The 23,774-nt window shown below is 44.6% G+C and carries 25 protein-coding genes; 18 read left to right on the plus strand and 7 right to left on the minus strand.

Annotated features, from left to right (window positions below; all coding sequences use genetic code 11):
* Positions 1-45: 45 nt before the first annotated feature.
* The 8 genes from ccpN (at position 46) to G9F48_RS12300 (ending at position 8,088) form a co-directional block, all read left to right on the plus strand.
* Positions 46-684, plus strand: coding sequence for a transcriptional regulator CcpN (gene ccpN, locus G9F48_RS12265; protein ID WP_003152989.1), 639 nt, complete (start codon positions 46-48; stop codon positions 682-684).
* A 25-nt stretch (positions 685-709) separates the two neighbouring features.
* Complete coding sequence (locus tag G9F48_RS12270; RefSeq protein ID WP_003152991.1) at positions 710-1,522, plus strand: pyruvate, water dikinase regulatory protein; 813 nt, start codon at positions 710-712, stop codon at positions 1,520-1,522.
* Between the two features lie 255 nt (positions 1,523-1,777).
* A complete protein-coding gene (locus G9F48_RS12275) occupies positions 1,778-2,284 on the plus strand; it encodes a YaiI/YqxD family protein (protein ID WP_014418404.1) in 507 nt (168 codons plus the stop codon).
* Positions 2,285-2,305: 21 nt separating this feature from the next.
* Positions 2,306-4,117, plus strand: coding sequence for a DNA primase (dnaG, locus tag G9F48_RS12280; protein WP_007408290.1), 1,812 nt, complete (start codon positions 2,306-2,308; stop codon positions 4,115-4,117).
* Positions 4,118-4,309: 192 nt separating this feature from the next.
* Positions 4,310-5,431, plus strand: coding sequence for an RNA polymerase sigma factor RpoD (gene rpoD / locus G9F48_RS12285; protein WP_165409550.1), 1,122 nt, complete (start codon positions 4,310-4,312; stop codon positions 5,429-5,431).
* A 350-nt stretch (positions 5,432-5,781) separates the two neighbouring features.
* The gene (gene cccA, locus G9F48_RS12290; RefSeq protein ID WP_102421885.1) at positions 5,782-6,144 is read left to right on the plus strand and encodes a cytochrome c550; all 363 of its coding nucleotides are present in this window, start codon (positions 5,782-5,784) and stop codon (positions 6,142-6,144) included.
* A gap of 125 nt (positions 6,145-6,269) precedes the next feature.
* Positions 6,270-6,974, plus strand: coding sequence for a tRNA (adenine(22)-N(1))-methyltransferase (locus G9F48_RS12295; protein WP_165409592.1), 705 nt, complete (start codon positions 6,270-6,272; stop codon positions 6,972-6,974).
* Positions 6,967-8,088: a Nif3-like dinuclear metal center hexameric protein gene (locus tag G9F48_RS12300; RefSeq protein WP_165409551.1), complete on the plus strand. Its 1,122-nt coding sequence runs from the start codon at positions 6,967-6,969 to the stop codon at positions 8,086-8,088. The genes G9F48_RS12295 and G9F48_RS12300 overlap by 8 nt, the downstream gene beginning before the upstream one ends.
* Before the next feature lie 21 nt (positions 8,089-8,109).
* Here the strand turns inward: G9F48_RS12300 and G9F48_RS12305 are convergent, their stop codons facing one another.
* Together G9F48_RS12305 and vrrA are read right to left on the minus strand one after the other, a co-directional pair.
* Positions 8,110-9,054, minus strand: coding sequence for a 4-hydroxy-3-methylbut-2-enyl diphosphate reductase (locus tag G9F48_RS12305; protein WP_077722602.1), 945 nt, complete (start codon positions 9,052-9,054; stop codon positions 8,110-8,112).
* A gap of 122 nt (positions 9,055-9,176) precedes the next feature.
* Positions 9,177-9,872 carry a VrrA/YqfQ family protein gene (gene vrrA, locus G9F48_RS12310; protein ID WP_165409552.1) on the minus strand — a complete coding sequence of 232 codons (696 nt, stop codon included), beginning with the start codon at positions 9,870-9,872 and terminating at the stop codon, positions 9,177-9,179.
* Between the two features lie 165 nt (positions 9,873-10,037).
* On the opposite strand from vrrA, the gene G9F48_RS12315 reads away from it, so the two are divergent.
* Entirely contained in the window at positions 10,038-11,354 is a 1,317-nt protein-coding gene (locus G9F48_RS12315) for a DEAD/DEAH box helicase (protein WP_017418162.1), read from the plus strand.
* Between the two features lie 11 nt (positions 11,355-11,365).
* Positions 11,366-12,259 (plus strand): deoxyribonuclease IV, encoded by an 894-nt coding sequence (locus tag G9F48_RS12320; protein WP_015387993.1) that lies wholly within the window; start codon positions 11,366-11,368, stop codon positions 12,257-12,259.
* Positions 12,260-12,287: 28 nt separating this feature from the next.
* On the opposite strand, the gene G9F48_RS12325 is transcribed toward G9F48_RS12320, so the two are convergent.
* On the minus strand, positions 12,288-12,542 hold the full coding sequence (locus G9F48_RS12325) for a DUF2624 domain-containing protein (protein ID WP_156735561.1): 255 nt from the start codon (positions 12,540-12,542) through the stop codon (positions 12,288-12,290).
* Between the two features lie 118 nt (positions 12,543-12,660).
* Here G9F48_RS12325 and G9F48_RS12330 point away from each other — a divergent pair, with 118 nt between their 5' ends.
* A complete protein-coding gene (locus tag G9F48_RS12330; RefSeq protein ID WP_003153016.1) occupies positions 12,661-13,542 on the plus strand; it encodes a YitT family protein in 882 nt (293 codons plus the stop codon).
* Between the two features lie 123 nt (positions 13,543-13,665).
* Positions 13,666-14,076, plus strand: coding sequence for a Fur family transcriptional regulator (locus G9F48_RS12335; protein ID WP_003153018.1), 411 nt, complete (start codon positions 13,666-13,668; stop codon positions 14,074-14,076).
* A 30-nt stretch (positions 14,077-14,106) separates the two neighbouring features.
* Here G9F48_RS12335 and G9F48_RS12340 read toward each other — a convergent pair whose 3' ends face one another.
* A complete protein-coding gene (locus G9F48_RS12340) occupies positions 14,107-14,688 on the minus strand; it encodes a nucleotidase (protein ID WP_007408297.1) in 582 nt (193 codons plus the stop codon).
* Positions 14,689-14,821: 133 nt separating this feature from the next.
* On the opposite strand from G9F48_RS12340, the gene G9F48_RS12345 reads away from it, so the two are divergent.
* Positions 14,822-15,199 carry a DUF308 domain-containing protein gene (locus G9F48_RS12345; protein WP_087920773.1) on the plus strand — a complete coding sequence of 126 codons (378 nt, stop codon included), beginning with the start codon at positions 14,822-14,824 and terminating at the stop codon, positions 15,197-15,199.
* Positions 15,200-15,232: 33 nt separating this feature from the next.
* Here G9F48_RS12345 and ispG read toward each other — a convergent pair whose 3' ends face one another.
* The 3 genes from ispG to G9F48_RS12360 form a co-directional block, all read right to left on the minus strand.
* Positions 15,233-16,351, minus strand: coding sequence for a flavodoxin-dependent (E)-4-hydroxy-3-methylbut-2-enyl-diphosphate synthase (ispG, locus tag G9F48_RS12350; RefSeq protein ID WP_169510269.1), 1,119 nt, complete (start codon positions 16,349-16,351; stop codon positions 15,233-15,235).
* A gap of 132 nt (positions 16,352-16,483) precedes the next feature.
* Positions 16,484-16,786 (minus strand): LysM peptidoglycan-binding domain-containing protein, encoded by a 303-nt coding sequence (locus G9F48_RS12355; RefSeq protein ID WP_003153022.1) that lies wholly within the window; start codon positions 16,784-16,786, stop codon positions 16,484-16,486.
* A 91-nt stretch (positions 16,787-16,877) separates the two neighbouring features.
* A complete protein-coding gene (locus G9F48_RS12360) occupies positions 16,878-17,639 on the minus strand; it encodes a DUF1189 domain-containing protein (protein WP_165409553.1) in 762 nt (253 codons plus the stop codon).
* A 161-nt stretch (positions 17,640-17,800) separates the two neighbouring features.
* On the opposite strand from G9F48_RS12360, the gene G9F48_RS12365 reads away from it, so the two are divergent.
* From G9F48_RS12365 to G9F48_RS12385, 5 genes are all read left to right on the plus strand, one after another.
* Positions 17,801-18,283, plus strand: coding sequence for a DUF456 domain-containing protein (locus G9F48_RS12365; RefSeq protein ID WP_017418157.1), 483 nt, complete (start codon positions 17,801-17,803; stop codon positions 18,281-18,283).
* 166 nt (positions 18,284-18,449) lie between these two features.
* The gene (gene sodA / locus G9F48_RS12370) at positions 18,450-19,055 is read left to right on the plus strand and encodes a superoxide dismutase SodA (protein ID WP_003153025.1); all 606 of its coding nucleotides are present in this window, start codon (positions 18,450-18,452) and stop codon (positions 19,053-19,055) included.
* Between the two features lie 117 nt (positions 19,056-19,172).
* Entirely contained in the window at positions 19,173-20,462 is a 1,290-nt protein-coding gene (locus tag G9F48_RS12375; protein WP_165409554.1) for an MFS transporter, read from the plus strand.
* A gap of 101 nt (positions 20,463-20,563) precedes the next feature.
* Positions 20,564-22,711 carry a peptidoglycan D,D-transpeptidase FtsI family protein gene (locus G9F48_RS12380; protein WP_070082117.1) on the plus strand — a complete coding sequence of 716 codons (2,148 nt, stop codon included), beginning with the start codon at positions 20,564-20,566 and terminating at the stop codon, positions 22,709-22,711.
* A gap of 155 nt (positions 22,712-22,866) precedes the next feature.
* Positions 22,867-23,769: a phosphate ABC transporter substrate-binding protein gene (locus G9F48_RS12385; RefSeq protein WP_165409555.1), complete on the plus strand. Its 903-nt coding sequence runs from the start codon at positions 22,867-22,869 to the stop codon at positions 23,767-23,769.
* Positions 23,770-23,774 lie beyond the last annotated feature (5 nt).

Consider the following 23,774-nt stretch of genomic DNA (forward strand, 5'->3'; position numbering starts at 1 on the left):
ATCACAGAATGAAAACATAGATAAAGAAACCCTTCCATAAAGGTGGTGAGTACGATCGAATTAAATAAACGGCAAGAACAAATTTTACAGATTGTAAAGGAAAACGGCCCGATTACCGGAGAGCATATCGCAGAACAGCTCAATTTAACGAGGGCCACGCTGCGGCCGGACTTGGCCATACTCACCATGTCAGGCTTCTTAGAGGCCCGTCCGCGGGTCGGTTATTTTTATACGGGGAAAACGGGAAATCAGCTGCTTGCGGATAAACTGAAAAAGCTGCAAGTGAAAGATTTTCAATCGATCCCTGTTGTCATCAATGAAAATGTCTCGGTATACGATGCCATCTGCACCATGTTTTTAGAAGATGTCGGCACGTTATTTGTCGTAGATCGTGATGCTGTCTTAGTCGGTGTGCTGTCACGCAAAGATTTGCTGCGGGCGAGCATCGGCCAGCAGGAACTTGCCTCAATACCGGTTCATATTATCATGACAAGAATGCCGAATATCGCCGTCTGCCGGCGTGATGATTATGTGATGGACATCGCCAAGTATTTAATTGAAAAACAGATCGATGCCCTGCCCGTTATTAAAGATACGGATAAAGGCTTTGAGGTCATCGGCCGGTTTACCAAAACGAATATGACTAAGATACTTGTCAGTTTATCAGAAAATGAAATCATATAAGCTTGAAAACTAACGGGGGGATAACATGGACAATCGCATCATTTATGTAGTATCAGACTCAGTCGGAGAAACCGCCGAACTCGTTGTAAAAGCCTCGCTCAGCCAGTTTAACGGCTCAGCCGATGATACGCATATCAGAAGAATACCTTATGTGGAAGATATCGGCACCATTAATGAAGTCGTGTCTCTCGCCAAAGCGGACGGCGGCATTATTTGTTTTACGCTCGTTGTTCCTGAAATGCGCAAATACCTGGTTGAACAAGCGGAAAAAGCGAATGTGCTGTATTACGATATTATCGGTCCGCTCATCGATAAAATGGAATCGGCTTACGGTTTGACCGCCAAATATGAGCCCGGCCGCGTCCGGCAGCTTGATGAAGATTATTTCAAAAAGGTCGAGGCGATCGAGTTTGCCGTCAAATATGACGATGGCAGGGATCCAAGAGGCATTTTAAAAGCCGATATCATCCTGCTCGGAGTATCCAGAACGTCTAAAACCCCATTATCACAATATCTTGCCCATAAGCGTCTGAAAGTGGCCAATGTGCCGATCGTTCCTGAGGTCGATCCGCCGGAAGAACTGTTCAGCGTTGATCCGAAAAAATGCATCGGCTTAAAAATCAGCCCTGATAAACTGAACCATATACGTAAAGAACGGTTAAAATCTCTCGGCTTAAATGACAAAGCCATTTACGCCAATATCAACAGAATTAAAGAAGAGCTGGAGTATTTTGAGAAAATCGTGGACCGGATCGGCTGCCAAGTCGTTGACGTTTCGAATAAAGCAGTCGAAGAAACAGCGAACATCATTCATCATCTCAAAACAAAGGGCCGATAACTCAGGACGCTTTATCCTGGGTTTTTGGGTATGCAAATAGGGAATAAACAAAAAGGATGGCATCTTCGCGAAGTTTGTATTATAATAAAAAATTGTGATAAAATGTTTATTTTTAGGTTTAAGCTTCGTGTGATACGAATAAACTATTATGGGTAAGATGTCAAGAATAACTCCCGGAAATTTTTCGACAAAGCTCAAAATAGATCCGCAGTCATGGAGCATATGCGATTTCGCTTGTTTTTATGCAGGAGATTGATGGAGGGATGGAGAATTAGTCTTCTAAATGAAAAAGAAAAGACGATTTTTGTCGATGCAGACGCATGCCCCGTAAAAGAGGAAATAATGCTCATTGCATCGCAATTCAGCGTTCGGGTTATTTTCGTCGCATCATTTGAACACTACCAGCTTTCCAGAAGCAAAGACGAGAACTGGGTATACGTTGATCCTCATAAAGAAGCGGCAGATTTATATATCGCAAACCATGTGAGATCGGGAGACGTCGTAGTCACGCAGGATATCGGTTTAGCATCTCTTTTGCTGAACAGAAATATTGCCGTCTTATCGGAAAGGGGCCGTTCTTATACTGAAGACACGATTGACTTCGCTCTGATGAGCCGTCATATGTCAGGCAAAATGAGAAGAAGCGGCATTCATTCCAAAGGACCTAAAAAATTAAATAAAGAAGATCGGAATCGATTTGTTACCCTGCTTAAAAAAATCCTGTCGAATGATGAAGGGATTTCAAATCAAAACATCGAATAATGTACGACGGAGTGTTATAAGATGGGAAACCGCATACCAGATGAAGTAGTTAATCAGGTGCAGCAGTCAGCAGACATTGTTGAAGTCATAGGTGATTATGTCCAATTGAAAAAGCAAGGCCGCAACTACTTTGGGCTCTGTCCGTTTCACGGGGAAAACACGCCCTCGTTTTCCGTCTCCAGCGATAAGCAGATCTTTCATTGCTTCGGATGCGGAGCGGGCGGGAACGTTTTCTCTTTCTTACGGCAGATGGAAGGCTATTCATTTACGGAAGCTGTTTCTCACCTTGCGGATAAATATCAGATTGATTTCCCTGATGATATAACGATTCACTCTGCATCCAGGCCGGAATCTTCCGGAGAGCAGAAGATGGCGGAAGCCCACGAGCTTCTGAAGAAATTTTACCATCATTTGCTAATAAATACAAAGGAAGGCCAGGAAGCGTTAGATTACCTTTTATCAAGGGGTTTTACGAAAGAGCTCATAGATGAGTTTGAAATCGGCTACGCGCTGGATTCCTGGGATTTCATGACGAAATTCTTGAAAAAGCGCGGTTTTGAGGAAGAACTGATGGAAAAAGCGGGTCTGCTGATCAGAAGGGAAGACGGCAGCGGGTATTTTGACCGTTTCAGAAACAGAATTATGTTTCCCATTCATGATCACCACGGAGCCGTGGCGGCTTTTTCAGGAAGGGCGCTCGGAAGCCAGCAGCCGAAGTATATGAACAGCCCGGAAACGCCGCTGTTTCATAAATCTAAGCTGCTGTATAACTTTCATAAGGCGCGCCTGCCGATCAGGAAAGAGGAGAGAGCCGTTCTGTTTGAAGGCTTCGCTGACGTCATATCCGCCGTCAGCTCAGGCGTAAAAGAAAGTATCGCCACAATGGGGACGTCGCTCACCGAAGAGCATGTGAAAATCCTCAGAAGAAATGTTCAGGAGGTCATTCTCTGCTACGATTCGGATAAAGCTGGGTACGAAGCTACGCTGAAAGCGGCCGGCCTGCTCCAGAAAGCCGATTGTAAGGTAAGAGTAAGCATGCTGCCTGACGGGCTTGATCCTGATGATTATATCAGAACCCGGGGCGGAGAAAAATTCCGGACCGATATCATTGATGCAAGCGTTACGGTCATGGCTTTTAAAATGCAATATTTCCGCAAAGGGAAAAACTTATCTGACGAAGGAGACCGGCTCGCTTACATGAAAGAAGTGCTGAAAGAAATCAGCGCTCTTTCCGGGTCGCTTGAGCAGGAAATGTATGTGAAGCAGCTCGCCTCTGAATTTTCTCTTTCGGTAGAATCTTTGACGGAACAGCTTTCCATCTACGCTAGGCAAAACGCCCCCGGCGACAAAAACGCCGAACCGCAGACAAGACGGGCCCGGGTGACGACAAAAGCGAAACGGCGCCGTCTCCGTCCCGCCTATGAGAACGCGGAAAGACTTCTGCTCGCTCATATGCTGAGAGACCGAAACGTCATAAAGAAAGTGATTGAGCGTGTCGGCTTTGAATTTAACATTGACGGACATCGTGCGCTGGCAGCATACCTGTACGCTGTTTATGAAGAGGGTGCTGACATGACGCCGCAGCATCTTATGGCGAGAATGCAGGATGAGGAAATCAGCCAGCTGCTTTCAGATATAGGGATGCTCCAAGTAAACGAGGAGCTCTCAGAGGCCGAGTTATCCGATTACGTAAAAAAAGTGTTGGATCACCGAAAATGGTCAATGATAAAGGAAAAAGAAGCAGAAAGAGCGGATGCGGAGAGGCAGAAAGACTTCGTGAAAGCTGCGTCTCTGGCTCAAGAAATTGTTGCATTGAACCGATCATTAAAGTAACACCAAAAAGAGGCTTGCGTTCTGATTGGCAATGATTCCTTGCGGAGGAGCAAATAGATCGCTTAACCTCATCATGAATTGTCATTTATTATCCGCAGCCCTGCATGCTGAAAAAGAGAGAAGGCTTCCGGGGCGGATAAGAAACATACCGCTTTTAGAATTCGTTGCAAGCTTTGGAAGGAGGGATCCATAATGGCTGATAAACAAACCCACGAAACAGAAACAGAACTTACATTAGACCAGATAAAAGAGCAGCTTACTGAAACTGGAAAAAAACGTGGTGTTTTAACATATGAAGAAATTGCTGAACGCATGTCCAGCTTTGAAATTGAATCAGACCAAATGGATGAGTATTATGAATTTTTAGGAGAACAAGGTGTTGAATTAATTAGTGAAAATGAAGAAACGGAAGATCCTAATATTCAACAGCTTGCCAAAGCCGAAGAAGAATTTGACCTTAATGACCTCAGCGTACCGCCTGGCGTAAAGATCAATGATCCAGTCCGCATGTACCTTAAGGAAATCGGACGGGTAAATCTTCTTTCTGCTAAAGAAGAAATCACCTACGCTCAAAAAATTGAAGAGGGTGACGAGGAATCTAAACGCAGACTGGCTGAAGCAAACCTTCGTTTAGTTGTCAGCATTGCTAAACGGTATGTCGGCCGCGGCATGCTTTTCTTAGACTTGATCCAAGAAGGAAACATGGGTCTCATGAAAGCCGTTGAGAAGTTTGACTACCGTAAAGGATATAAATTCAGTACGTATGCGACTTGGTGGATCAGACAGGCGATTACACGCGCCATCGCTGACCAGGCGAGAACAATCCGTATCCCGGTTCACATGGTGGAAACCATTAATAAATTAATCCGGGTGCAGCGTCAGCTTCTTCAGGATCTTGGCAGAGAGCCTACACCGGAAGAGATTGCTGAAGACATGGATCTTACGCCTGAAAAAGTCCGTGAAATACTAAAAATTGCTCAAGAGCCAGTTTCTTTAGAAACGCCGATCGGTGAAGAAGACGACTCACATCTCGGTGATTTCATCGAAGACCAGGAAGCGACATCTCCGTCGGATCATGCGGCATATGAGCTTTTAAAAGAACAGCTGGAAGATGTGCTGGATACGTTGACAGATCGTGAAGAAAACGTGCTGCGTCTCCGTTTCGGTCTGGATGACGGACGCACAAGAACTTTAGAAGAAGTCGGCAAAGTGTTTGGAGTAACGAGAGAGCGTATTCGCCAAATTGAAGCAAAAGCGCTTCGTAAATTGAGACATCCGAGCAGAAGCAAACGTCTGAAGGATTTTCTCGAATAGAATGGAACGGGTCTTTTTGATCCGTTCTTTTTTATGTATAAGATATATGGATAATATACCTTTATTTTACTGGATAAGCATATGTTTTGCAAATGAGTTCGGAAAAAATGCGGCATGTCCTGGAAGGGGGAAAATGAGATAAGTTTATTTATATTCTTTATTGTAAGCGTATACAATTCATTATACAATAGAATAAAGATAATTTTGTGATAAACAAAACAGTTATTTTTGCTTTTTGTATAAATTGTGAAATCAATGAAATTGCTGAGCAAGACCATTTACTTTTTGTAAAAATAAGTTAGAATTAGAAGTGTTTACATAGGGGGAGAATGAAAAAGGGGGATGGAGATATGAAGTGGAATCCGCTGATTCCTTTTTTGCTCATTGCAGTGCTGGGAATAGGGCTGACTTTCTTTTTAGCTGTAAAAGGCAATGGAGATGCGCATCAGATCGCAAGCGGCGGTGAAAGCAAAAATGGCGAGAAGGAAACTGCAAACGCTTCACCTGAAGAGATTTATAAAGCGAACTGTATCACCTGTCACGGGGAAAACTATGAAGGTGTGTCAGGGCCGAACTTAAAAGGCGTCGGCAAAAGAAAAGATGTCGCTGAGATTAAAACAAAAATTGAAAAAGGCGGCAACGGGATGCCCGCGGGCCTTGTGCCGGCCGAAAAGCTGGATGACATGGCAAAATGGGTTTCTGACATTAAATAAAGCTTTACCGGTCCCTATATAAAAGACATATGAAAAACTCTATCCGCCGCTTGGATTCCGGGCGGTTTTTTTATATGATAGTAAAGGAAAAAGAACATGAGAAAAGTTGTGATACTGTGAATGAAATGAAGTTATCTAAAAGATTGCAGTCTGTGGCGGAATATATCCCTCCGGGTGCCCTGGTTGCTGATATCGGGTCGGACCACGCGTATCTTCCTTGCTATGCCGTTTTGAATCATTTGGCAAGCCGGGCAATCGCCGGTGAAATTACAGACGGGCCGTTTCTATCCGCCAAACAGCAGGTGGAAAAACTGGACTTAAGCACTCTTATCTCCGTAAGGAAAGGTGACGGGCTGAGCGTCCTTGAAAAAGGAGAAGCCGGCGCCATTACAATCGCGGGCATGGGCGGAGCACTGATCGCTCATATTTTGGAGTCGGGAAAAACGAAATTGACGGGGCGTGAACGGCTGATTCTGCAGCCGAATATTCATGCCGTTCATATAAGAGAGTGGCTGTATCAGGAAGGCTATGAACTGCTTGATGAAGTGATTCTCGAAGAAGACGGAAAGTGTTATGAAATCCTCGTTGCGGAAACTGGCGACCGTGATACGCCTTATCGGGACGTGCCGATGGCTGCCGGAATGCTTGCGGGTCCGTTTTTATTAAAAGAGAGGAATGAAGTGTTTCTTCGGAAATGGAGCCAGGAACTTAAGCATACTGAACAAATTTATGAACAGATCAGCCGCAGCGCAAAGGATGAAAATCATGAAAAATTAGCTGAATTGAAAGAGCGGATCTCTCTGCTGAAGGAGGTAATCGGACATGCCTAAACATGTGAACGGACAGGAAATCATCCAGCTGTTTGAACAATTTTCACCGAAGGCTTTTGCGGTGGAAGGAGACAAAATCGGCCTGCAGATCGGTACATTGAATAAGCCGGTGAAAAATGTCATGGTGACACTGGATGTTCTGGAACAAACGGTAGATGAAGCCATTGAGAAAAAAGTTGACTTAATTATCGCCCACCATCCGCCGATTTTTCGGCCGCTTAAACAGATCACCACTGATCAGCCTGGCGGAAGACTGATTGAGAAATGTATAAAGCATGATATTGCCGTATATGCGGCTCATACGAATCTTGATGTAGCGGACGGCGGTGTTAATGACCTGCTTGCCGAAGCTCTCGGCCTGACAGACACAGAGGTGCTCGTCCCGACATATTCGGACCCGATGAAAAAACTTGCCGTATACGTTCCGAAAGATTATGAAGAAGCTGTAAGAACCGCGCTCGGCAACGCCGGAGCGGGACATATCGGCAATTACAGCCATTGCGCGTTCTCTTCTGAGGGAATCGGGAGCTTTAAGCCGCTGGAGGGGGCAGACCCGTTTATCGGACAGACGGGAGAGCTGGAACTCGTCCATGAAGTGAGACTTGAGACCGTTTTTCCGGCAAGTATGGAGAAAACCGTCGTAAAAGCGCTGAAAAAAAGCCATCCGTATGAAGAGGTGGCGTATGATATTTATCCGGTGGAGCAGTCTCCGCTTGAAAAAGGCCTCGGCCGGATCGGAAAACTTCAGCAGGACATGACGCTTGAAGAGTTTGCTCTGTTTGTGAAAGAAAAGTTTGACGTTAACGGAGTCCGGATGGTCGGAGAGCGAAACAGCAAGGTGAAAAAAGTCGCGGTTCTTGGCGGCGACGGAAATAAATATATTAATCAAGCAAAGCGGAAAGGTGCAGATGTTTACGTGACGGGCGACCTTTATTTTCATGTAGCGCATGATGCGATGATGATGGGATTAAACGTCGTGGACCCGGGGCATTATGCTGAAAAGATCATGAGAAAAGGCACGGCTGAGAAGCTTACGGCAATGGCCGGAGAGAAAAACTATGACGTGCGCATTTTCGCTTCCGAAACAGATACAAACCCATTTACCTTCTTATAAAAAAAACTGAGGCCCCGGGCCTCAGTTTTTTATTTTTACTTTCGGAAGGATTTTTTTGAGCGGCACACTGTGTTCAAGCTGCCATGTCGATTCATCGTTGTGGTCAAACTGCTCTAAAAAGCGGATGACTTCCTTTGTAATCGGTGTCGGTGTTGATGCGCCCGCGGTAACGGCGACGGTATTGACGCCTTTCAGCCATTCGAGCTTCAGTTCACTGATGTCTCCGATTCGGTAGGCTTTTGTTCCGGCGATTTCTTCTGACACTTGAGCCAGCCTGTTGGAGTTATTGCTTTTCGGATCGCCGACAACAATGGTTAAGTCCGCTTTTTTTGCCTGCTCTGATACAGCCTCTTGACGAACCTGTGTGGCCAGGCAGATTTCCTGATGGTATTCCACGTGCGGGTACTTTTCTTTGACTGATTCCATAATATCGTGGACGTCCCACTGGGACATTGTCGTTTGGTTTGTAACGATTAATTTCTCAGCCTGAATATCGAGATTTCTCACGTCTTCTTCTGTTTCAACGAGATGAACGATTTCAGGAGCGACGCCGACGGCTCCTTCAGGCTCGGGGTGGCCTTTTTTGCCGATGTATATGACGTGATAGCCTTCAGCTTTTACTTTTCGGATTAAGTCATGTGTTTTCGTGACGTCCGGGCATGTGGCGTCAATCGTAACAAGCCCTTTTTCCTCAGCGGCTTTTCTTACTTCCGGAGATACCCCGTGAGCCGTGAAAATAACGGTTCCTTTTTCCACCTTCTTTAAAATCTCCAGACGGTTTGTGCCGTCAAGCGTGTAAATGCCGTCTTCCTCAAACGCATCTGTGACATGCTTATTATGAACAATCATTCCGAGTATATATATAGGTCTTGGCAATGTTTTATCGAGTGACGCGTTTTTGGCTATGACCATGGCATCAACAACGCCGTAACAGTAGCCGCGCGGCGATATTTTGATAACGTCCAATGTAGATGTCCTCCTATCAAAAGTGAGTGTAGAGGCAATATAAAAAGCCGTAGTTAAACGGCTCAAATCTTGCATTCTTCTGATCTCATTATAGCTAATCTTTCGTGAGATATCAAAGAATGTTAAATATATAATTTCGGCTTTGATCTGCCCGATGTTCTTTTTGGACGCGGCTGTTCCGCTGATTCTGCCTGTGCGGCGTCTTTTTCTTTTGAAGCGGATGCTTTTTCAGACGTCTTCTTTGATGTTTTGGATGAGGCGTCTGATTTGTTTTCATCTTCTGTTTCATCTGTTTTTTCAGCTTCATCCTTTTTGTTCTGTTCGTCTGTTTCTTTTGTCTCGTCAGATTCATTCTCATCATCGCTGCTGCTTAATTGGCTGTAAAGCTTCATCATGGCGGGCAGACTCCGTACTAAAGGACCGTACTGCTGGATCATCGGCGTAACCTGCTGCGCTACGCCGAGCACCTTCTGAACGTTGCCGAGCATGCTCGACAGGGATGCCGGACTTGCCAGGTTCTGTATTCCCTGCAGTCCTGCACCTGCTCCTCCGCTGGCCGCCGCCGGTGCAGACGCGGCAGCGCTTCCTCCTCCTGAACCGGGTAAAAAACGGGAAAGCATCCCTTTTAAGCCCCCTCCGCCGCCCGTGCCTGCGTTTCTCAGGCCCGCTCCGGCAATCTGCTGCTGAGGAAAAAGCTGCCGGCCCTGCTGCATCAGCTGCCGGCCCGGCAATGACGGTCTTCCTCCCATCCTCATACGCGGATTCATCAACGGCCGGCCCTGCTGCGCCATATTTCTCATCGGCTGCTGTGGAAACATACTTGTACCTCCTTTCTGTCTCTCTGCTATTACAATATGCATCGGAGGGGGCATTTGCTTTTCTGTCTCGAAAACAGGATTCCCCCAAGACATGGTGTTTTTAAATAAAATCGGTTATAATGTGATGATGGACACAGAATGTGCCGCTTTAAGGAGCTGGGAAAAATGAAAGAAACTAAATTTGATGGATACAACTTAAAACCGTTTATTATAGATGCAGTTCACCGCCTTGGTTTTTATGAACCGACAGATATTCAAAAGCGGCTGATACCTGCCGTACTGAAAAACGAAAGCGTGATCGGGCAGTCCCAGACGGGGACGGGGAAAACCCACGCCTATTTATTGCCAATTTTGAATCGGATTGATCCGGGTTCTGATACGGTGCAGGCTGTTATCACGGCGCCGACGAGAGAGCTTGCCAATCAGATTCATCAGGAAGCGCTCAAAATCACACAGGGTGCGGAAGATGAGCCGATCCGGACAAAATGCTTCATCGGCGGGACGGACAAGCAAAAATCAATTGATAAGCTGAAAACACAGCCTCATCTCGTCGTCGGAACGCCGGGCCGGATCGCGGATCTGATTAAGGCGCAGGCATTGAACGTCTATAAAGCGCAGTCTCTCGTCATTGACGAAGCAGATCTGATGCTTGACATGGGCTTTTTAGAAGACGTTGATTACATCGGATCACGGATGCCGGAAGAACTTCAGATGCTTGTGTTCTCAGCTACGATTCCGGAAAAGCTGAAGCCGTTTTTGAAAAAGTATATGGAAAATCCGAAGTACGCGCATGTTGAGCCGAAAAGAATCACAGCCGAAAAGATTGAACATGTTTTGGTTCCTTCTAAACAGCGTGATAAAGACAAGCTGCTTTTTGATATGATGTCTCATCTGAACCCTTATCTGGGCATTGTGTTTGCCAATACGAAAAACACGGCTGACCATATTGCGAAATACCTGACTGAAAAGGGCATGAGGATCGGTCTTCTGCACGGGGGATTAACGCCGCGTGAGCGTAAGAAGGTAATGAAGCAGATTAATGATCTGGAATTCACTTATGTCATTGCGACAGACCTTGCGGCAAGAGGAATTGACATTAAAGGTGTAAGCCACGTCATCAACTATGAGCTTCCGGACGATCTGGATTTTTATGTTCACCGCGTCGGGAGAACCGCACGCGCCGGTTCATCAGGCCAAGCACTGACCATTTATGAGCTTTCTGACGAAGATGCGCTCGTAAGACTCGAAAAGATGGGTATTGTGTTTGAATATGCGGAGCTTGTAAACGGCGAATGGAAGAAAGGCGATGACCGCCACCGCCGCAAAAATCGCAAAAAGACGGCAAATGAGGCTGACCAAATGGCGAAACGCCTTGTGAAAAAGCCAAAAAAAGTAAAGCCGGGCTATAAAAAGAAAATGAGCTACGAAATGGAAAAAATCAGAAAGAAGCAGAGAAGAAACCAATCTAACAGAGGAAAGTAGGGGGAATCGGGTTGCTGAAAATAGGTTCACACGTCTCAATGAGCGGAAAACATATGCTCCTTGCCGCAAGCAAGGAAGCCGTTTCATACGGGGCGAACACATTTATGATCTATACGGGCGCTCCCCAAAATACGCGCCGCAAAAAAATTGAAGACTTGAATATTGAAGCGGGCCGCGCCCATATGAAGGAAAACGGCATCGACGAGATTGTCGTGCATGCGCCGTACATCATTAACATCGGAAATACGACAAATCCGGCAACGTTTGAGCTGGGCGTTGATTTTCTGCGTTCTGAAATTGAAAGAACGGCAGCGATCGGCGCGAAACAGATCGTGCTTCATCCGGGAGCGCATGTCGGAGCCGGGGCTGAGACGGGCATCAAAAAAATCATTGAAGGTTTAAACGAAGTGATTGTTCCCGGTCAAAACGTGCAGATTGCGCTGGAGACAATGGCGGGCAAAGGATCAGAATGCGGAAGAAGCTTTGAAGAGCTGGCCGAGATCATTTCGGGGGTTACGCATAATGAACATCTATCCGTCTGCTTTGACACTTGCCACACCCATGATGCAGGATATGATGTCGCCAATGATTTTGACGGCGTTCTTAACGAGTTTGATAAAATCGTCGGCATCGATCGGATAAAAGTCCTTCATGTGAATGACAGTAAAAATATTAAAGGCGCCCGGAAAGACCGCCATGAAAATATCGGCTTCGGAGAGATCGGTTTTGACGCTCTGCAGTACATCGTTCATCACGAGCAGCTTGCCGATATTCCGAAAATCCTCGAAACCCCGTATGTAGGCGAAGACAAGAAAAATAAGAAGCCGCCGTACCGTTTTGAAATCGAAATGCTGAAAGAAAAGCAGTTTGATCAGGAGCTTCTTGAAAAAATATCAGCTCAATAAAAAAGGAGGGGGAATTGCCCCTCCTTTTTTATCCTGAGAATTGATTGAAAAGTTCGTCAACTTTCCGAGCCGTTTCTTTTGAGGTTATCGTTTCCACTTTTTTCAGCAGGCGCAGCCGCTCCTGTTCATCAAAAATATTGATGTTTTTTCCGTGCATCAGAGCCGCTACCTCAGCCGCTTGACTTCTCGTAATGCTGATTCCGTATTGCTTGGAATATTTCAGAAGATCGTCCGCATTGACTTGATTGAGCCGCTGCAAAATAATTCTTTGTATTAAAATCATCGATACTTTCACCTCTTTAGACATAATGTATTGAGCAAATCATTAAAATGTTACGGCTTTTAATGGTAAAATGAAGTTGCTTACTGTTTAAAATAGTTATTACAGGAAAGGAGATTTTATGACCCCAAATAAACAGCACAAAAGAGAATCATTTTTACACTTTATCTTCAGGGTCATCATGATTCTGATCGGGGCGGGTTCAGCCGCCGTAAGTATTGAATTGTTTCTGGTCCCTAATAATTTTATCGACGGAGGCATTATCGGTGTTTCATTAATTTTAGACCACCTCTTTATGTCCAATCCCCTCCTCAATTTCGCCTTATTCGTTGTGTTACTCAACATTCCATTTATGATTTTCGGATATAAATATATCGGAAAAACATTTCTCATCTCTACTGTTATCGGAATTGTCGGTTTAGCGCTGATTGAATCCTCCTTGCACCATGTGGAGGCCATTACGACCCAGCCTATTTTGGCGACGGTATTCGGCGGGCTTTTGCTCGGTTTCGGGGTAGGCCTTGTCATCCGAAACGGAGGCTCGATGGACGGTACTGAAATACTCGGTATCCTTCTCACAAAAAAGCTGCCCTTCTCAGTCGGAGAATTCGTTATGCTCATCAATGTGTTTATTTTTATTTGGGCCGGTTTTGTGTTCGGTCCGGAGCAGGCGATGTATTCTTTCATGACTTATTATATTGCCATGAAAACGATTGACGCCGTCATTCAGGGTCTCGATGAAACAAAAGCGGTCATTATTGTGGCAGATCAGTATGCGGAAATTTCAGACGCAATCTTGCACCGGCTTGGAAGGGGAACCACCAAGCTTCAGGGAAAAGGCGGATATACGGATGAATCCAAAGAAGTCATTTACGCGGTCGTGACAAGGCTTGAAGTGACTAAATTGAAATCCATTGTGTTTGAAATTGATAAAAACGCCTTTATTACGATCATGAATACCCATGAAACGAGGGGCGGTAAGTTCAAAACCGCGATTCACTAGGCTTTCATTTACTTTTCATCATTTTATAGGTATAATTTGATACATCATAAGAAAATGGCCTGCTGTTCAGACAGCTGCCATTTTCTTTTTGGAGCGATACCGTGTTGTAAAAGGGAGGTCCTCATGAACGTACAAGAAGCGTTGAACCTGCTGAAAGAAAAAGGGTATAAATATACGAGTAAGCGAGAAGACATGCTGCAGCTTTTTGCTGATTCTGATAAATATCTGACCGCCAAAAACGTGCTTGCCGCATTAAATGACGACTATCCGGGTCTGAGCTTTGATACCATATACAGAAATCTTTCGTTATATGAAGAACTCGGCATTTTGGAAACAACGGAGCTTTCCGGAGAAAAACTGTTCCGTTTTACATGCTCTTATACCCATCATCATCACCATTTTATCTGTTTAACCTGCGGGAAAACGAAGGAAATTGAGTCCTGTCCGATGGATAAGCTGCACGATGATTTGGAAGGGTATGAAATCAGCGGCCATAAGTTTGAAATTTACGGCACCTGTCCGGCGTGCCGATAAAAAACCTCCTGCTTATACAGGAGGTTTTTTTCAGCTTTTAACATGCTGAAAGCTGTGTTTGTTTTTATTAATCCAGGCGACGGCTTCAAGCCAATTCTGCACCCTGATAATATTGGAATCGATGGGGAGCTGATTATATGGGGAGTTAAAAAGGATAACCGGAATGCCTGCTTCTTTTGCGATCATTGTCGCGTTGCCGTGGTGATCTTCGAAAAATAAATCAATGCCGTGTTTTTTGACGGCTTCCACTTTGTGATGGCCTCCGACAAGCTCAATGTGATCGTAATGAATGTCCCGGTTTGCAAACCAGTCCAGCGTAACATCTTCTAAGTGGCCGCGTCTTGCCGTAATGTAGATAAGACGGTGCTCTTCTTTCAGTCCGTCCAGTGCCTGCTTGGCAAATTCCGCGAGCTTCGCTTCTTTATATATGGCTGCTTCATGAACGTTCATCCATTCCCAAAATTCCTCGTCTGTAATGTTCAAAAGCTTCGTCAGATCATAATCAGTCATATCATCCAAGGTAATGGAAAGATGAAATGAGCGGTTTAAATAAGGGACAAATGTATCCTGTGCCGTAACTGTGCCGTCAATATCTATACCTAACCGTAACATGTCCACACTCCTATAAATTCATCCCTTCAAGTGTAACATAAACAATTAACAATACCAGAAAAGTTTAGCAAACATGAATTCGTAAAAAACGCGGAAACTAAAAAAGCTCCTTTCATAAAAGAAAAAGGGGGAATTGAAGGTGGCATACGATTACGAAAATCGAAAAGGCAACGATTACTATGTAGATCATGGATCGGAAGGAACCGATATCACGCGTGATGTTTATTCAGAAGAAACAGCGGCCGAAATCTCAGAGCCATATCGTGCTTCTGACCGGGCAGCAGACCGTGATGATAATCGGGACGGAGTAAGTGAAGGCCGGGGGATAGGGTATGCAGCATTGGCTATTTCTATCATTTCCCTGTTTGTGCTCCCTGTTTTATTAGGGGCATGCGGCATTATCGTCGGCTATATCGCCAGAAGAAGAGGAGCAGGCGCTTTAGGCGGATGGGCGATGGGAATCGGTATTGTTTCCCTTGTGCTTGGCATCTTCATTACACCGTTTTTTTAACACAACGCAAAAAAAAGCTTGGCGGAATATCCGTCAAGCTTTTTGTGTTTCTTGTTCTGCTTTTGCTTTTTCTGCTTCAAGCTTTGCATAGTGTTCTTCTGCCAGCTTGTCGATTTCTTTTTTGAGCTCTTCGACCATTGTTTCTTCAGGCACTTTGCGGACGATTTGGCCTTTGCGGAAAAGAAGTCCTTCGCCGCGCGCGCCGGCAATCCCGATATCGGCTTCTCTTGCTTCGCCCGGTCCGTTAACGGCACATCCGAGAACCGCTACTTTAATCGGCGCTTTGACTTTAGAAATGTATTCTTCCACTTCATTTGCGATGCTGATGAGATCAATTTCGATCCGTCCGCATGTCGGGCATGAAATAAGCGTAGCCGCGTTTGAAGCGAGACCGAATGATTTCAGCAGTTCTCTGGCTACTTTCACTTCTTCAACCGGGTCGGCGCTCAGAGAGATCCGGAGCGTGTTTCCGATTCCTTTGCTTAAAATCGCTCCGAGTCCGGCCGCGCTTTTTACCGTTCCGGCAAACAGCGTGCCCGATTCTGTAATTCCGAGGTGAAGCGGATAATCAAATGCTTTTGACGCTTTTTCGTATGCTTCTATGGCGAGATTGACGTCAGAGGCTTTCATGCTGACGATGATGTCATGAAAGTCAAGGTCTTCCAGGATTTTGATATGATGAAGCGCACTCTCAACCATTCCGTCAGCAGTCGGATAGCCGTATTTTTCTAAAATACGCTTTTCCAAAGATCCCGCGTTTACGCCGATCCGGATCGGAATTCCTTTTTCTTTCGCCGCTTTTACGACGGCTTCCACTTTTTCGCGCCGGCCGATGTTACCCGGGTTGATTCTGATTTTGTCGGCCCCGCCCTCAATTGCTTTTAATGCAAGCTTGTAGTCAAAATGAATATCGACAACGAGAGGGATGGAAATTTGTTTTTTGATGTCGGCAATCGCGTTAGCGGCGCGTTCGTCCGGACATGCCACCCGGACAATTTGGCAGCCGGCTTCGGCTAAACGGTTGATTTCCGCAACTGTTGCTTCTACGTCGTGTGTTTTGGTCGTCGTCATACTCTGAATGACGACTTCGTTATTTCCGCCTATTGTTAAAGGTCCCACTTTGACGGGACGCGTTTTTGTACGATGTGTGATTTCACTCACTTGTCAATCGCTCCTTAATTGTAGTTACCGCTTTTGCAGGCTGAGCCTTTTACATGTCAGGCAACTTCTATTTACATGTTATATTGTAACAGTGTATTTGCCGAACTGACAAGAAATTAACGTTTAATTGCGGTAGACGGGGAATTTATAAGCGGTGCCTGCCTGAATGGCGTTTGCTTTTACATTCGGATTCAGCGCCTCAAAATCTTGTGCAATATCATCTGGCGCTTTATGTGCGCCGACTATCGACATCACCGTATCGCCTTTTTTGACCGTAACCGTTCTGTATGAAGCTTCCTGTTGGGCTGGCTGTGCCGCCGCTGCGTATGCTGGAAGGTCTTGAGAAGGGATCGTGCCGATTTTAAGATCGTAAAAGATAATGAATATCACAAATAAACTGCCGAATACAAAAGTAAGCCGCTTCATTCCAACCGCCTCCCGCATACATTTTTACTTCATTGTATGCTTGTCCCGTTTTGTTCATGACAAAAAAGAAGACCGCCGGGGGCAGTCTTTGTTACACAGCTGTTTTACTTCGCGGTATCTCTTTTAAGACGAGGAAAAGGATGATAAAGTTTACAAACCAATTCACTAAAAATTCACTCGGCACCGTAATAACAAGCGTGCGCATGATCGTAAAGAATATGGTCGAAAGTGTAATGGAATAAGCCGAAAGCTTCCAGAGCTGCTGGTAATTCAATGTCTTTCTTTGCGCATTTTTCAATATCAGGCCGATGACGGCGAGAAATGATACTTCAATGAATTTGCCGGCCGCTGTCATGATGAACAGCAAAACGGACAGGACGGTGACGATCATTGTTTTATTTTGGTTTAATGCTGATATGATTTCTTTTTTTGTGATATCGGCAGGCATCAGCGAATAATTCATTTCTGTCGCCTGTCCGTCTACAGCAAGCACCATTTTATTTTTCAAAATGCCGATCGCATTTTGTTTCGCCGCTATTTGTTTCGCGCCGTAAGCATCTGTGGGATCAAACACGATGACGAACCCGTTCGCTTCCGTTTCCTTAGAGGCGGATGCTTTCGTCTGCAATTCTCCGTTTGAAATGCTGAAATCAGGGAAATCTTTCTTTAACACGGTTTTGAAACCGTTCATTGAGTTTACGGTGCCGGAGCAAAGGTAATAAGCGCTTGGCAGCGTAAAAAGGACAGACAGCAAATATACATAAAGGATCGCTTTTCCTATCCCCTGAAACCGTGTTTTTGCAATATCTGCCGGAGAGTATGTACTTTTCAATAAAGCCGTAAATATGTTCAATATCTTCACTTCCTAGCCTAAACTGGTATATGTTGCTTATTGTATCGTTCACAGGGGATGAACACAAGTGAGAGTATTTAAAGCGGTGATAAGGAATCATACATAATAAGATAAAGCGGGAAGCGGTGATCGCCCGCAAAATAAAGGAGGGTGTTTTTGTCATGAGTGTTTTGTATTGGCTGATTATCATTGCGGTCTTCGTCATTGCTTTTATCGGGCTTGTATATCCGGTGATTCCAAGCGTTATTTTTATTGTGGCCGGTTTTCTTCTCTACGGATTTTTGTTTTCCTTCAGTCCTTATTCTTACCTGTTTTGGCTCATTGAGGCGGTATTTGCGGCCGTTTTATTTGCAGCTGATTATGTGTCAAATTTACTTGGCGTTAAAAGGTACGGAGGAAGCAGGGCGGCAATCTGGGGAAGCACGATCGGATTGTTGATCGGGCCCTTCGTTATTCCTGTGGCAGGCATTATAATAGGCCCGTTTATCGGTGCTGTCTGCGCTGAGGTGTTTGTTCATCAAAAGGATATCAAGTCCGCGGCAAAAGTGGGGCTCGGCTCGTTAATCGGCTTTTTAACAAGCGTGGCGGCAAAAGGCGTCATTCAGCTCTTTATGATCGGATATTTCTTATGGACGGTGCTTTAGAAAGGTTTAATTTCGGCAGTGAACGGATAAAGTGTAATATGTCTGCTGGAATCGCCGGATTGTGAGCTTTTTCATTGATTACCATGCTTTCTTTTGTTACATTGAGATTAGAAAAGTTCGCGTTAAGCGGCATTTCAGTACATATATTTAAAGGAGGAAAAAAATTATGGCTTACAAACTTCCAGAATTGCCTTACGCTTATGATGCTTTAGAACCTCATATCGATAAGGAAACGATGACGATTCATCATACGAAGCACCATAACACATACGTGACAAACCTCAACAAAGCGATCGAAGGATCAGCGCTTGCAGAGAAATCTGTAGATGAGCTTGTTGCTGATTTGAACGCAGTGCCGGAGGACATCCGCACAGCTGTCCGCAACAATGGCGGCGGACATGCCAACCACTCTTTATTCTGGACTCTTTTATCTCCGAACGGCGGAGGCGAACCGACTGGTGAGCTTGCTGAAGAGATCAAAAGCACGTTCGGAAGCTTCGATCAATTTAAAGAAAAATTCGCCGCAGCAGCTGCCGGCCGTTTCGGTTCAGGCTGGGCTTGGCTTGTTGTAAACAACGGCAAACTTGAAATTACAAGCACGCCAAACCAAGATTCACCGCTTTCAGAGGGTAAAACGCCTGTCCTCGGTCTTGATGTTTGGGAGCATGCGTACTACCTGAACTACCAAAACCGCCGTCCTGATTACATTTCAGCTTTCTGGAATGTTGTGAACTGGGATGAAGTTGCCCGTCTTTACAGCGAAGCAAAATAAATAGTTCGATCAAACAAGGTCTCCCGCGGGAGGCCTTGTTTTTTTATTGACTTTGAATCCTTTTACATATCTCAGTTTGAGTGAGACAAACTAATGTGTAGTAAAGGGGAGTCAATGATGAGCAAAATAAAAAAAATTATCGGCGACATCGAAATAAATAAAGGGCTGCTGCTGTTATTGACGATTGGCGGCCTTTACTCATTGGGCATCGCGCTGTCAAATACATTTGTCAACGTGTATTTGTGGAAGCAGTCGGGAAAATTTATTGATTTGGCCATATACAATTTGTCGGTCGTAACGATGCAGCCGGTTACCTTTCTGCTGGCCGGCCGGCTGGCTAAAAAAATCGACAGGGTGTTTATTCTCAGGTTCGGCGTTATCTTTTTGGCGGCTTTTTATTTAAGTGTGCTGCTTGCCGGAGAAACTGCGGCTTCCCGTCTCGTTTTGATAGGGGCCGTGCTCGGAGTTGGATACGGCTTTTACTGGCTGGCTTTTAATGTGCTGACGTTCGAAATTACGGAACCGGAAACGAGAGATTTTTTTAACGGGTTTTTAGGCATTTTGTCTTCATCGGCGGGCATGATCGGTCCGATTGTGGCCGGATATGTCATTTCAAGACTTGAAAACAATACGGGTTATACAATCATTTTCAGCCTGTCACTCGGTTTATTTGCCCTTGCCGTGGTCATGAGCTTTTTTCTGAAGCGGAGGGAGTCGAAAGGCCGGTTTATGCTGAAAAAAGTTTTTGATGAGCGCCACACGAATCTGAATTGGCGCCGGATTACCAACGCGCACTTTTTTCAAGGCTTGAGAGAAGGGATTTTTGTTTTTTTAATCAGCGTATTTGTATTCATTGCGACAAACAGTGAGCTGGCGCTCGGAACATTCGGTCTCGTCAATTCCGCGGTTTCTTTTTTTGCCTATTATTTTGCATCAAGGCTCATCAAAAAAAGAGCGCGGAAAAAGGCGATTCTTATCGGCGGATTGATCTTGTACGGCGCCCTGTTTCTCATCATTTTTAAAATGAGCTTCACGACGCTCCTTTTGTACGGAGTGTTTATTGCGATCGGCTATCCAATTCTGCTCGTGCCGTATGTCTCGCTTACATATGATGTGATAGGCCGGGCGCGTCTTGCCAGAAAAGCCAGAATTGAATACATTGTGCTCAGGGAGTTATTTTTAAATGCGGGCCGGATCGTTTCCATCCTTTGTTTCCTTGTAATCGTTACATTATTCAAGGAAAAAGTGGGAATACCGGCGGCGCTCGTGCTGCTCGGAGCCGGCCATCCGCTGATTTATTACTTTATAAAAGACATTAAACTGGATACGGAAACTTCTGATGAAACAGTAGAAGAAGACCGACAAAAACAGGCGGCGGAACCGAATTTTATAAAAGGAGAAAGATAAAAGGGTTATCTGTAGAAAAATATCGAAAAAACCTTTAGAATGAAAAATGGCACCTGAACAGAAGGTGTCATTTCTTTCTGTAAATAAGAAAAGGTGATGTCATGAGGAGAAATAAAAAGAAAATAGCTGTAAACAAAGAAAAGAAAAAATCACTGCCGATCCGGCTTAATTTTTTGTTTTTGGCCGCGTTTCTTATTTTCACTTGGATTATCGTCGAGCTTGGCATCAAGCAGATCGTTCAGGGTGATGATTATAAAAACGCCGCTAATAAGCAGGAGGAGTCTGATGTCAGCACGGCGGTTCCGAGAGGGAAAATATACGACCGGAACCTAAATCCCATCGTAACGAATAAAGCATTAAATGCGATTACATATACACGTTCAGCCTCAACCACCCAGGCGCAGCGTTTAAAAATCGCAAAAAAACTGTCGGGTATGATTAAGGTAAGCACCAAAAAGGTGACTGAGCGGGATAAAAAAGACTATTGGATGTTAACGAGGCCTGATGAAGCGAAAAAACTGATTACGGCCGAAGAAAAGCAAAAAGCTGAAGACAAAAAACTGTCTGAAGATGATTTATATCAGCTTCAGCTGAAACGTATCACAGACAAACAGCTGAATGAGCTCACTTCAAAAGATATGCAGATCCTTGCGATCAAAAGGCAGATGGATTCAGGCTACTCACTGACGCCTCAATACATCAAAAATGAAGGGGTGTCGGCAAAAGAAATGGCCGTCGTCAGCGAACATTTAGATGAACTGCCGGGAGTTGACGTGACGTCTGACTGGGAACGGTCTTATCCAAATAAAGGGTTGTTAAAATCAGTTCTCGGCAGTGTCTCAAGCTCCAATGAGGGACTCCCTTCAAATCTTCTTGAGCATTATTTGTCCCTCGGCTACAGCAGGAATGACAGAGTAGGAAAAAGTTATTTAGAGTATCAATATGAAAATCTGCTGCAGGGCCAAAAAGAGAAAGTGAGAAATGTGACAGATTCCTCTGGAAACGTAACAGATACAGAAACGGTTTCAAAAGGTAAAGCCGGGGATGATTTAGTACTCACTATAGATACCGAATTGCAAAAAGACGTTGAAAAAATTATTGAGAAAAATTTAAGGGCTGCAAAGGCAAGACCGAGTACACAGTTGCTTGACAGAGCATTTGTCGTAATGATGGATCCCCGTAATGGAGAAGTGCTTACAATGGCGGGTAAACAGATTAAACAAGCAGGCGGCAAATATAAAATTGATGATTATGCACTAGGAACAATGACTTCCTCTTATAACATGGGCTCAGCTGTAAAAGGGGCAACATTGTTAACAGGTTATCAAACAGGTGCTATAAAAATCGGAAATATATTTACGGATGAAGTTTTAAATATTAAAGACTCTCCTCCTAAAAAATCGGTAAGTGTAATGGGGCCGATAAATGATTTAACTGCACTTGAGCGTTCATCTAACGTTTATATGTTTAAAACTGCGATTGCAATTGGTAAGGGTAAATATATATCAGGACATCCACTGCCGCTTGATTACAGCGCATTTGATAAATTTCGTTATTACTTCAGTGAATTCGGTTTAGGGGTAAAAACAGGAATTGATCTGCCTAACGAAGCTACAGGATATGTGGGAACTAAAAGACAGTCAGGTTTCTTGCTTGATTTTGCGATCGGCCAATATGACACATACACTCCGCTTCAAATGGCTCAGTATGTATCGACCATTGCTAATGGCGGCTATCGTATGAAGCCCCAAGTCGTGAAAGAAGTAAGAAAACCTTCAAAAAAAGGTATCGGGGCCGTCGTTGAATCTGTTAATCCGGAAGTGATGAACCGTCTTGATATGACGGAAAGTGAAATTAAACGTGTTCAACAAGGTTTTAAACTTGTTATGAATGGAGCTCAAGGGACTGCGAGAGCAAATTTTGCTAATAAAAGTTATCACCCTGCCGGTAAAACTGGAACAGCACAAGCTTTCTATGATGGACCTATAAAATCAAGAACTGGTGCTTCTACTTATAACACAACTTTGGTGGCTTATGCTCCTGCAGATCATCCTGAAGTTGCTATTTCGGTAGTGGTTCCATGGGCTTATGAAAATTACAATGACAGGTATTCAATAACTAATGACATTGGGGAAGCAGCTCTGGACAAATACTTTGAGCTGAAAAAGAAACAAGAAGATAATAATACGAAGCAGAAAAACGAAGATAAAATTCAGGAAGACGCTGAAAATGGCAATACAAGCAACTAACAGAAAAACGCTCACAACCTGTGAGCGTTTTTTTTATACAAAAAAACATCCGGATTTACAAAACCTTAACACTTGATTTATACGCATTTTACAAGAACCCTTTACTCTATACGTGTAGGACAAATTACACATTAAATGCAGGGGGAATTCAGGAAATGAAAAAAAACAAATGGATGCTTATGCTTCTGATGGCTGCTGTTATGATTGTTGCTGCAGCATGCGGAAATGCAAAGGAAAGCGGCAAGACAGACAGTCAATCTGCAAGTGAGGATAAAAAAGCATCAGGTTCTTTAACCGTTTCTGGTTCATCAGCCATGCAGCCGTTAGTACTGGCAGCGGCGGAAAAGTTTATGGAAAAACATCCGGATGCTGATGTGCAGGTGCAAGCGGGAGGTTCAGGAACAGGACTTTCGCAAGTGTCTGAAGGGGCAGTGCAAATCGGCAACTCAGATGTCTTTGCTGAAGAAAAAGAAGGCATTGATGCGAAAGCCCTAAAAGACCACCGAGTAGCGGTAGTGGCGATGGCGGCTGCGGTCAACCCCGGTGCTGGCGTAAAGGATATAACCAAAAAACAGCTGACAGACGTCTTTACAGGAAAAATTAAAAACTGGAAAGAGCTTGGCGGTAAAGATCAAAAAATTACACTCGTGAACCGTCCTGATTCGTCTGGAACACGCGCTACGTTCGTCAAATATGCTCTTGACGGAGCAGAGCCTGCAGAGGGCATTACAGAGGATTCCTCCAATACAGTCAAAAAAATCATTGCGGAAACGCCGGGAGCAATCGGTTATCTGGCATTCTCTTATATAAACGATAACAAAGTAACGCCTTTATCGATCGGAGGCATCAAACCGGAAGAGAAAAACGTCGTCACAGGCGAGTATCCGATTTGGGCTTACGAGCACTCTTATACGAAAGGTGAAGCGTCAGGCCTTACAAAAACGTTTCTTGACTATATGAACAGCGATGAAGTACAGAAAAGTATCGTAAAAGATCAGGGCTACATTCCGATCTCTGATATGAAAGTCACACGTGACGCAAACGGCAAGCAAAGCTGAGGGGA

It is taken from the genome of Bacillus sp. EKM420B (assembly GCF_011065565.1).
GTDB lineage: Bacteria > Bacillota > Bacilli > Bacillales > Bacillaceae > Bacillus > Bacillus velezensis.

Coding starts and splice junctions, on each gene's coding strand:
- G9F48_RS12355 (WP_003153022.1), bottom strand. CDS start 16,786: ATGAAGCGGCTTACTTTTGTATTCGGCAGTTTATTTGTGATATTCATT.
- dnaG (WP_007408290.1), top strand. CDS start 2,306: ATGGGAAACCGCATACCAGATGAAGTAGTTAATCAGGTGCAGCAGTCA.
- G9F48_RS12380 (WP_070082117.1), top strand. CDS start 20,564: ATGAGGAGAAATAAAAAGAAAATAGCTGTAAACAAAGAAAAGAAAAAA.
- G9F48_RS12270 (WP_003152991.1), top strand. CDS start 710: ATGGACAATCGCATCATTTATGTAGTATCAGACTCAGTCGGAGAAACC.
- G9F48_RS12335 (WP_003153018.1), top strand. CDS start 13,666: ATGAACGTACAAGAAGCGTTGAACCTGCTGAAAGAAAAAGGGTATAAA.
- G9F48_RS12315 (WP_017418162.1), top strand. CDS start 10,038: ATGAAAGAAACTAAATTTGATGGATACAACTTAAAACCGTTTATTATA.
- G9F48_RS12275 (WP_014418404.1), top strand. CDS start 1,778: ATGGAGGGATGGAGAATTAGTCTTCTAAATGAAAAAGAAAAGACGATT.
- G9F48_RS12295 (WP_165409592.1), top strand. CDS start 6,270: ATGAAGTTATCTAAAAGATTGCAGTCTGTGGCGGAATATATCCCTCCG.
- G9F48_RS12340 (WP_007408297.1), bottom strand. CDS start 14,688: ATGTTACGGTTAGGTATAGATATTGACGGCACAGTTACGGCACAGGAT.
- G9F48_RS12385 (WP_165409555.1), top strand. CDS start 22,867: ATGAAAAAAAACAAATGGATGCTTATGCTTCTGATGGCTGCTGTTATG.
- cccA (WP_102421885.1), top strand. CDS start 5,782: ATGAAGTGGAATCCGCTGATTCCTTTTTTGCTCATTGCAGTGCTGGGA.
- G9F48_RS12300 (WP_165409551.1), top strand. CDS start 6,967: ATGCCTAAACATGTGAACGGACAGGAAATCATCCAGCTGTTTGAACAA.
- G9F48_RS12375 (WP_165409554.1), top strand. CDS start 19,173: ATGAGCAAAATAAAAAAAATTATCGGCGACATCGAAATAAATAAAGGG.
- sodA (WP_003153025.1), top strand. CDS start 18,450: ATGGCTTACAAACTTCCAGAATTGCCTTACGCTTATGATGCTTTAGAA.
- G9F48_RS12365 (WP_017418157.1), top strand. CDS start 17,801: ATGAGTGTTTTGTATTGGCTGATTATCATTGCGGTCTTCGTCATTGCT.
- vrrA (WP_165409552.1), bottom strand. CDS start 9,872: ATGTTTCCACAGCAGCCGATGAGAAATATGGCGCAGCAGGGCCGGCCG.
- G9F48_RS12330 (WP_003153016.1), top strand. CDS start 12,661: ATGACCCCAAATAAACAGCACAAAAGAGAATCATTTTTACACTTTATC.
- rpoD (WP_165409550.1), top strand. CDS start 4,310: ATGGCTGATAAACAAACCCACGAAACAGAAACAGAACTTACATTAGAC.
- G9F48_RS12325 (WP_156735561.1), bottom strand. CDS start 12,542: ATGATTTTAATACAAAGAATTATTTTGCAGCGGCTCAATCAAGTCAAT.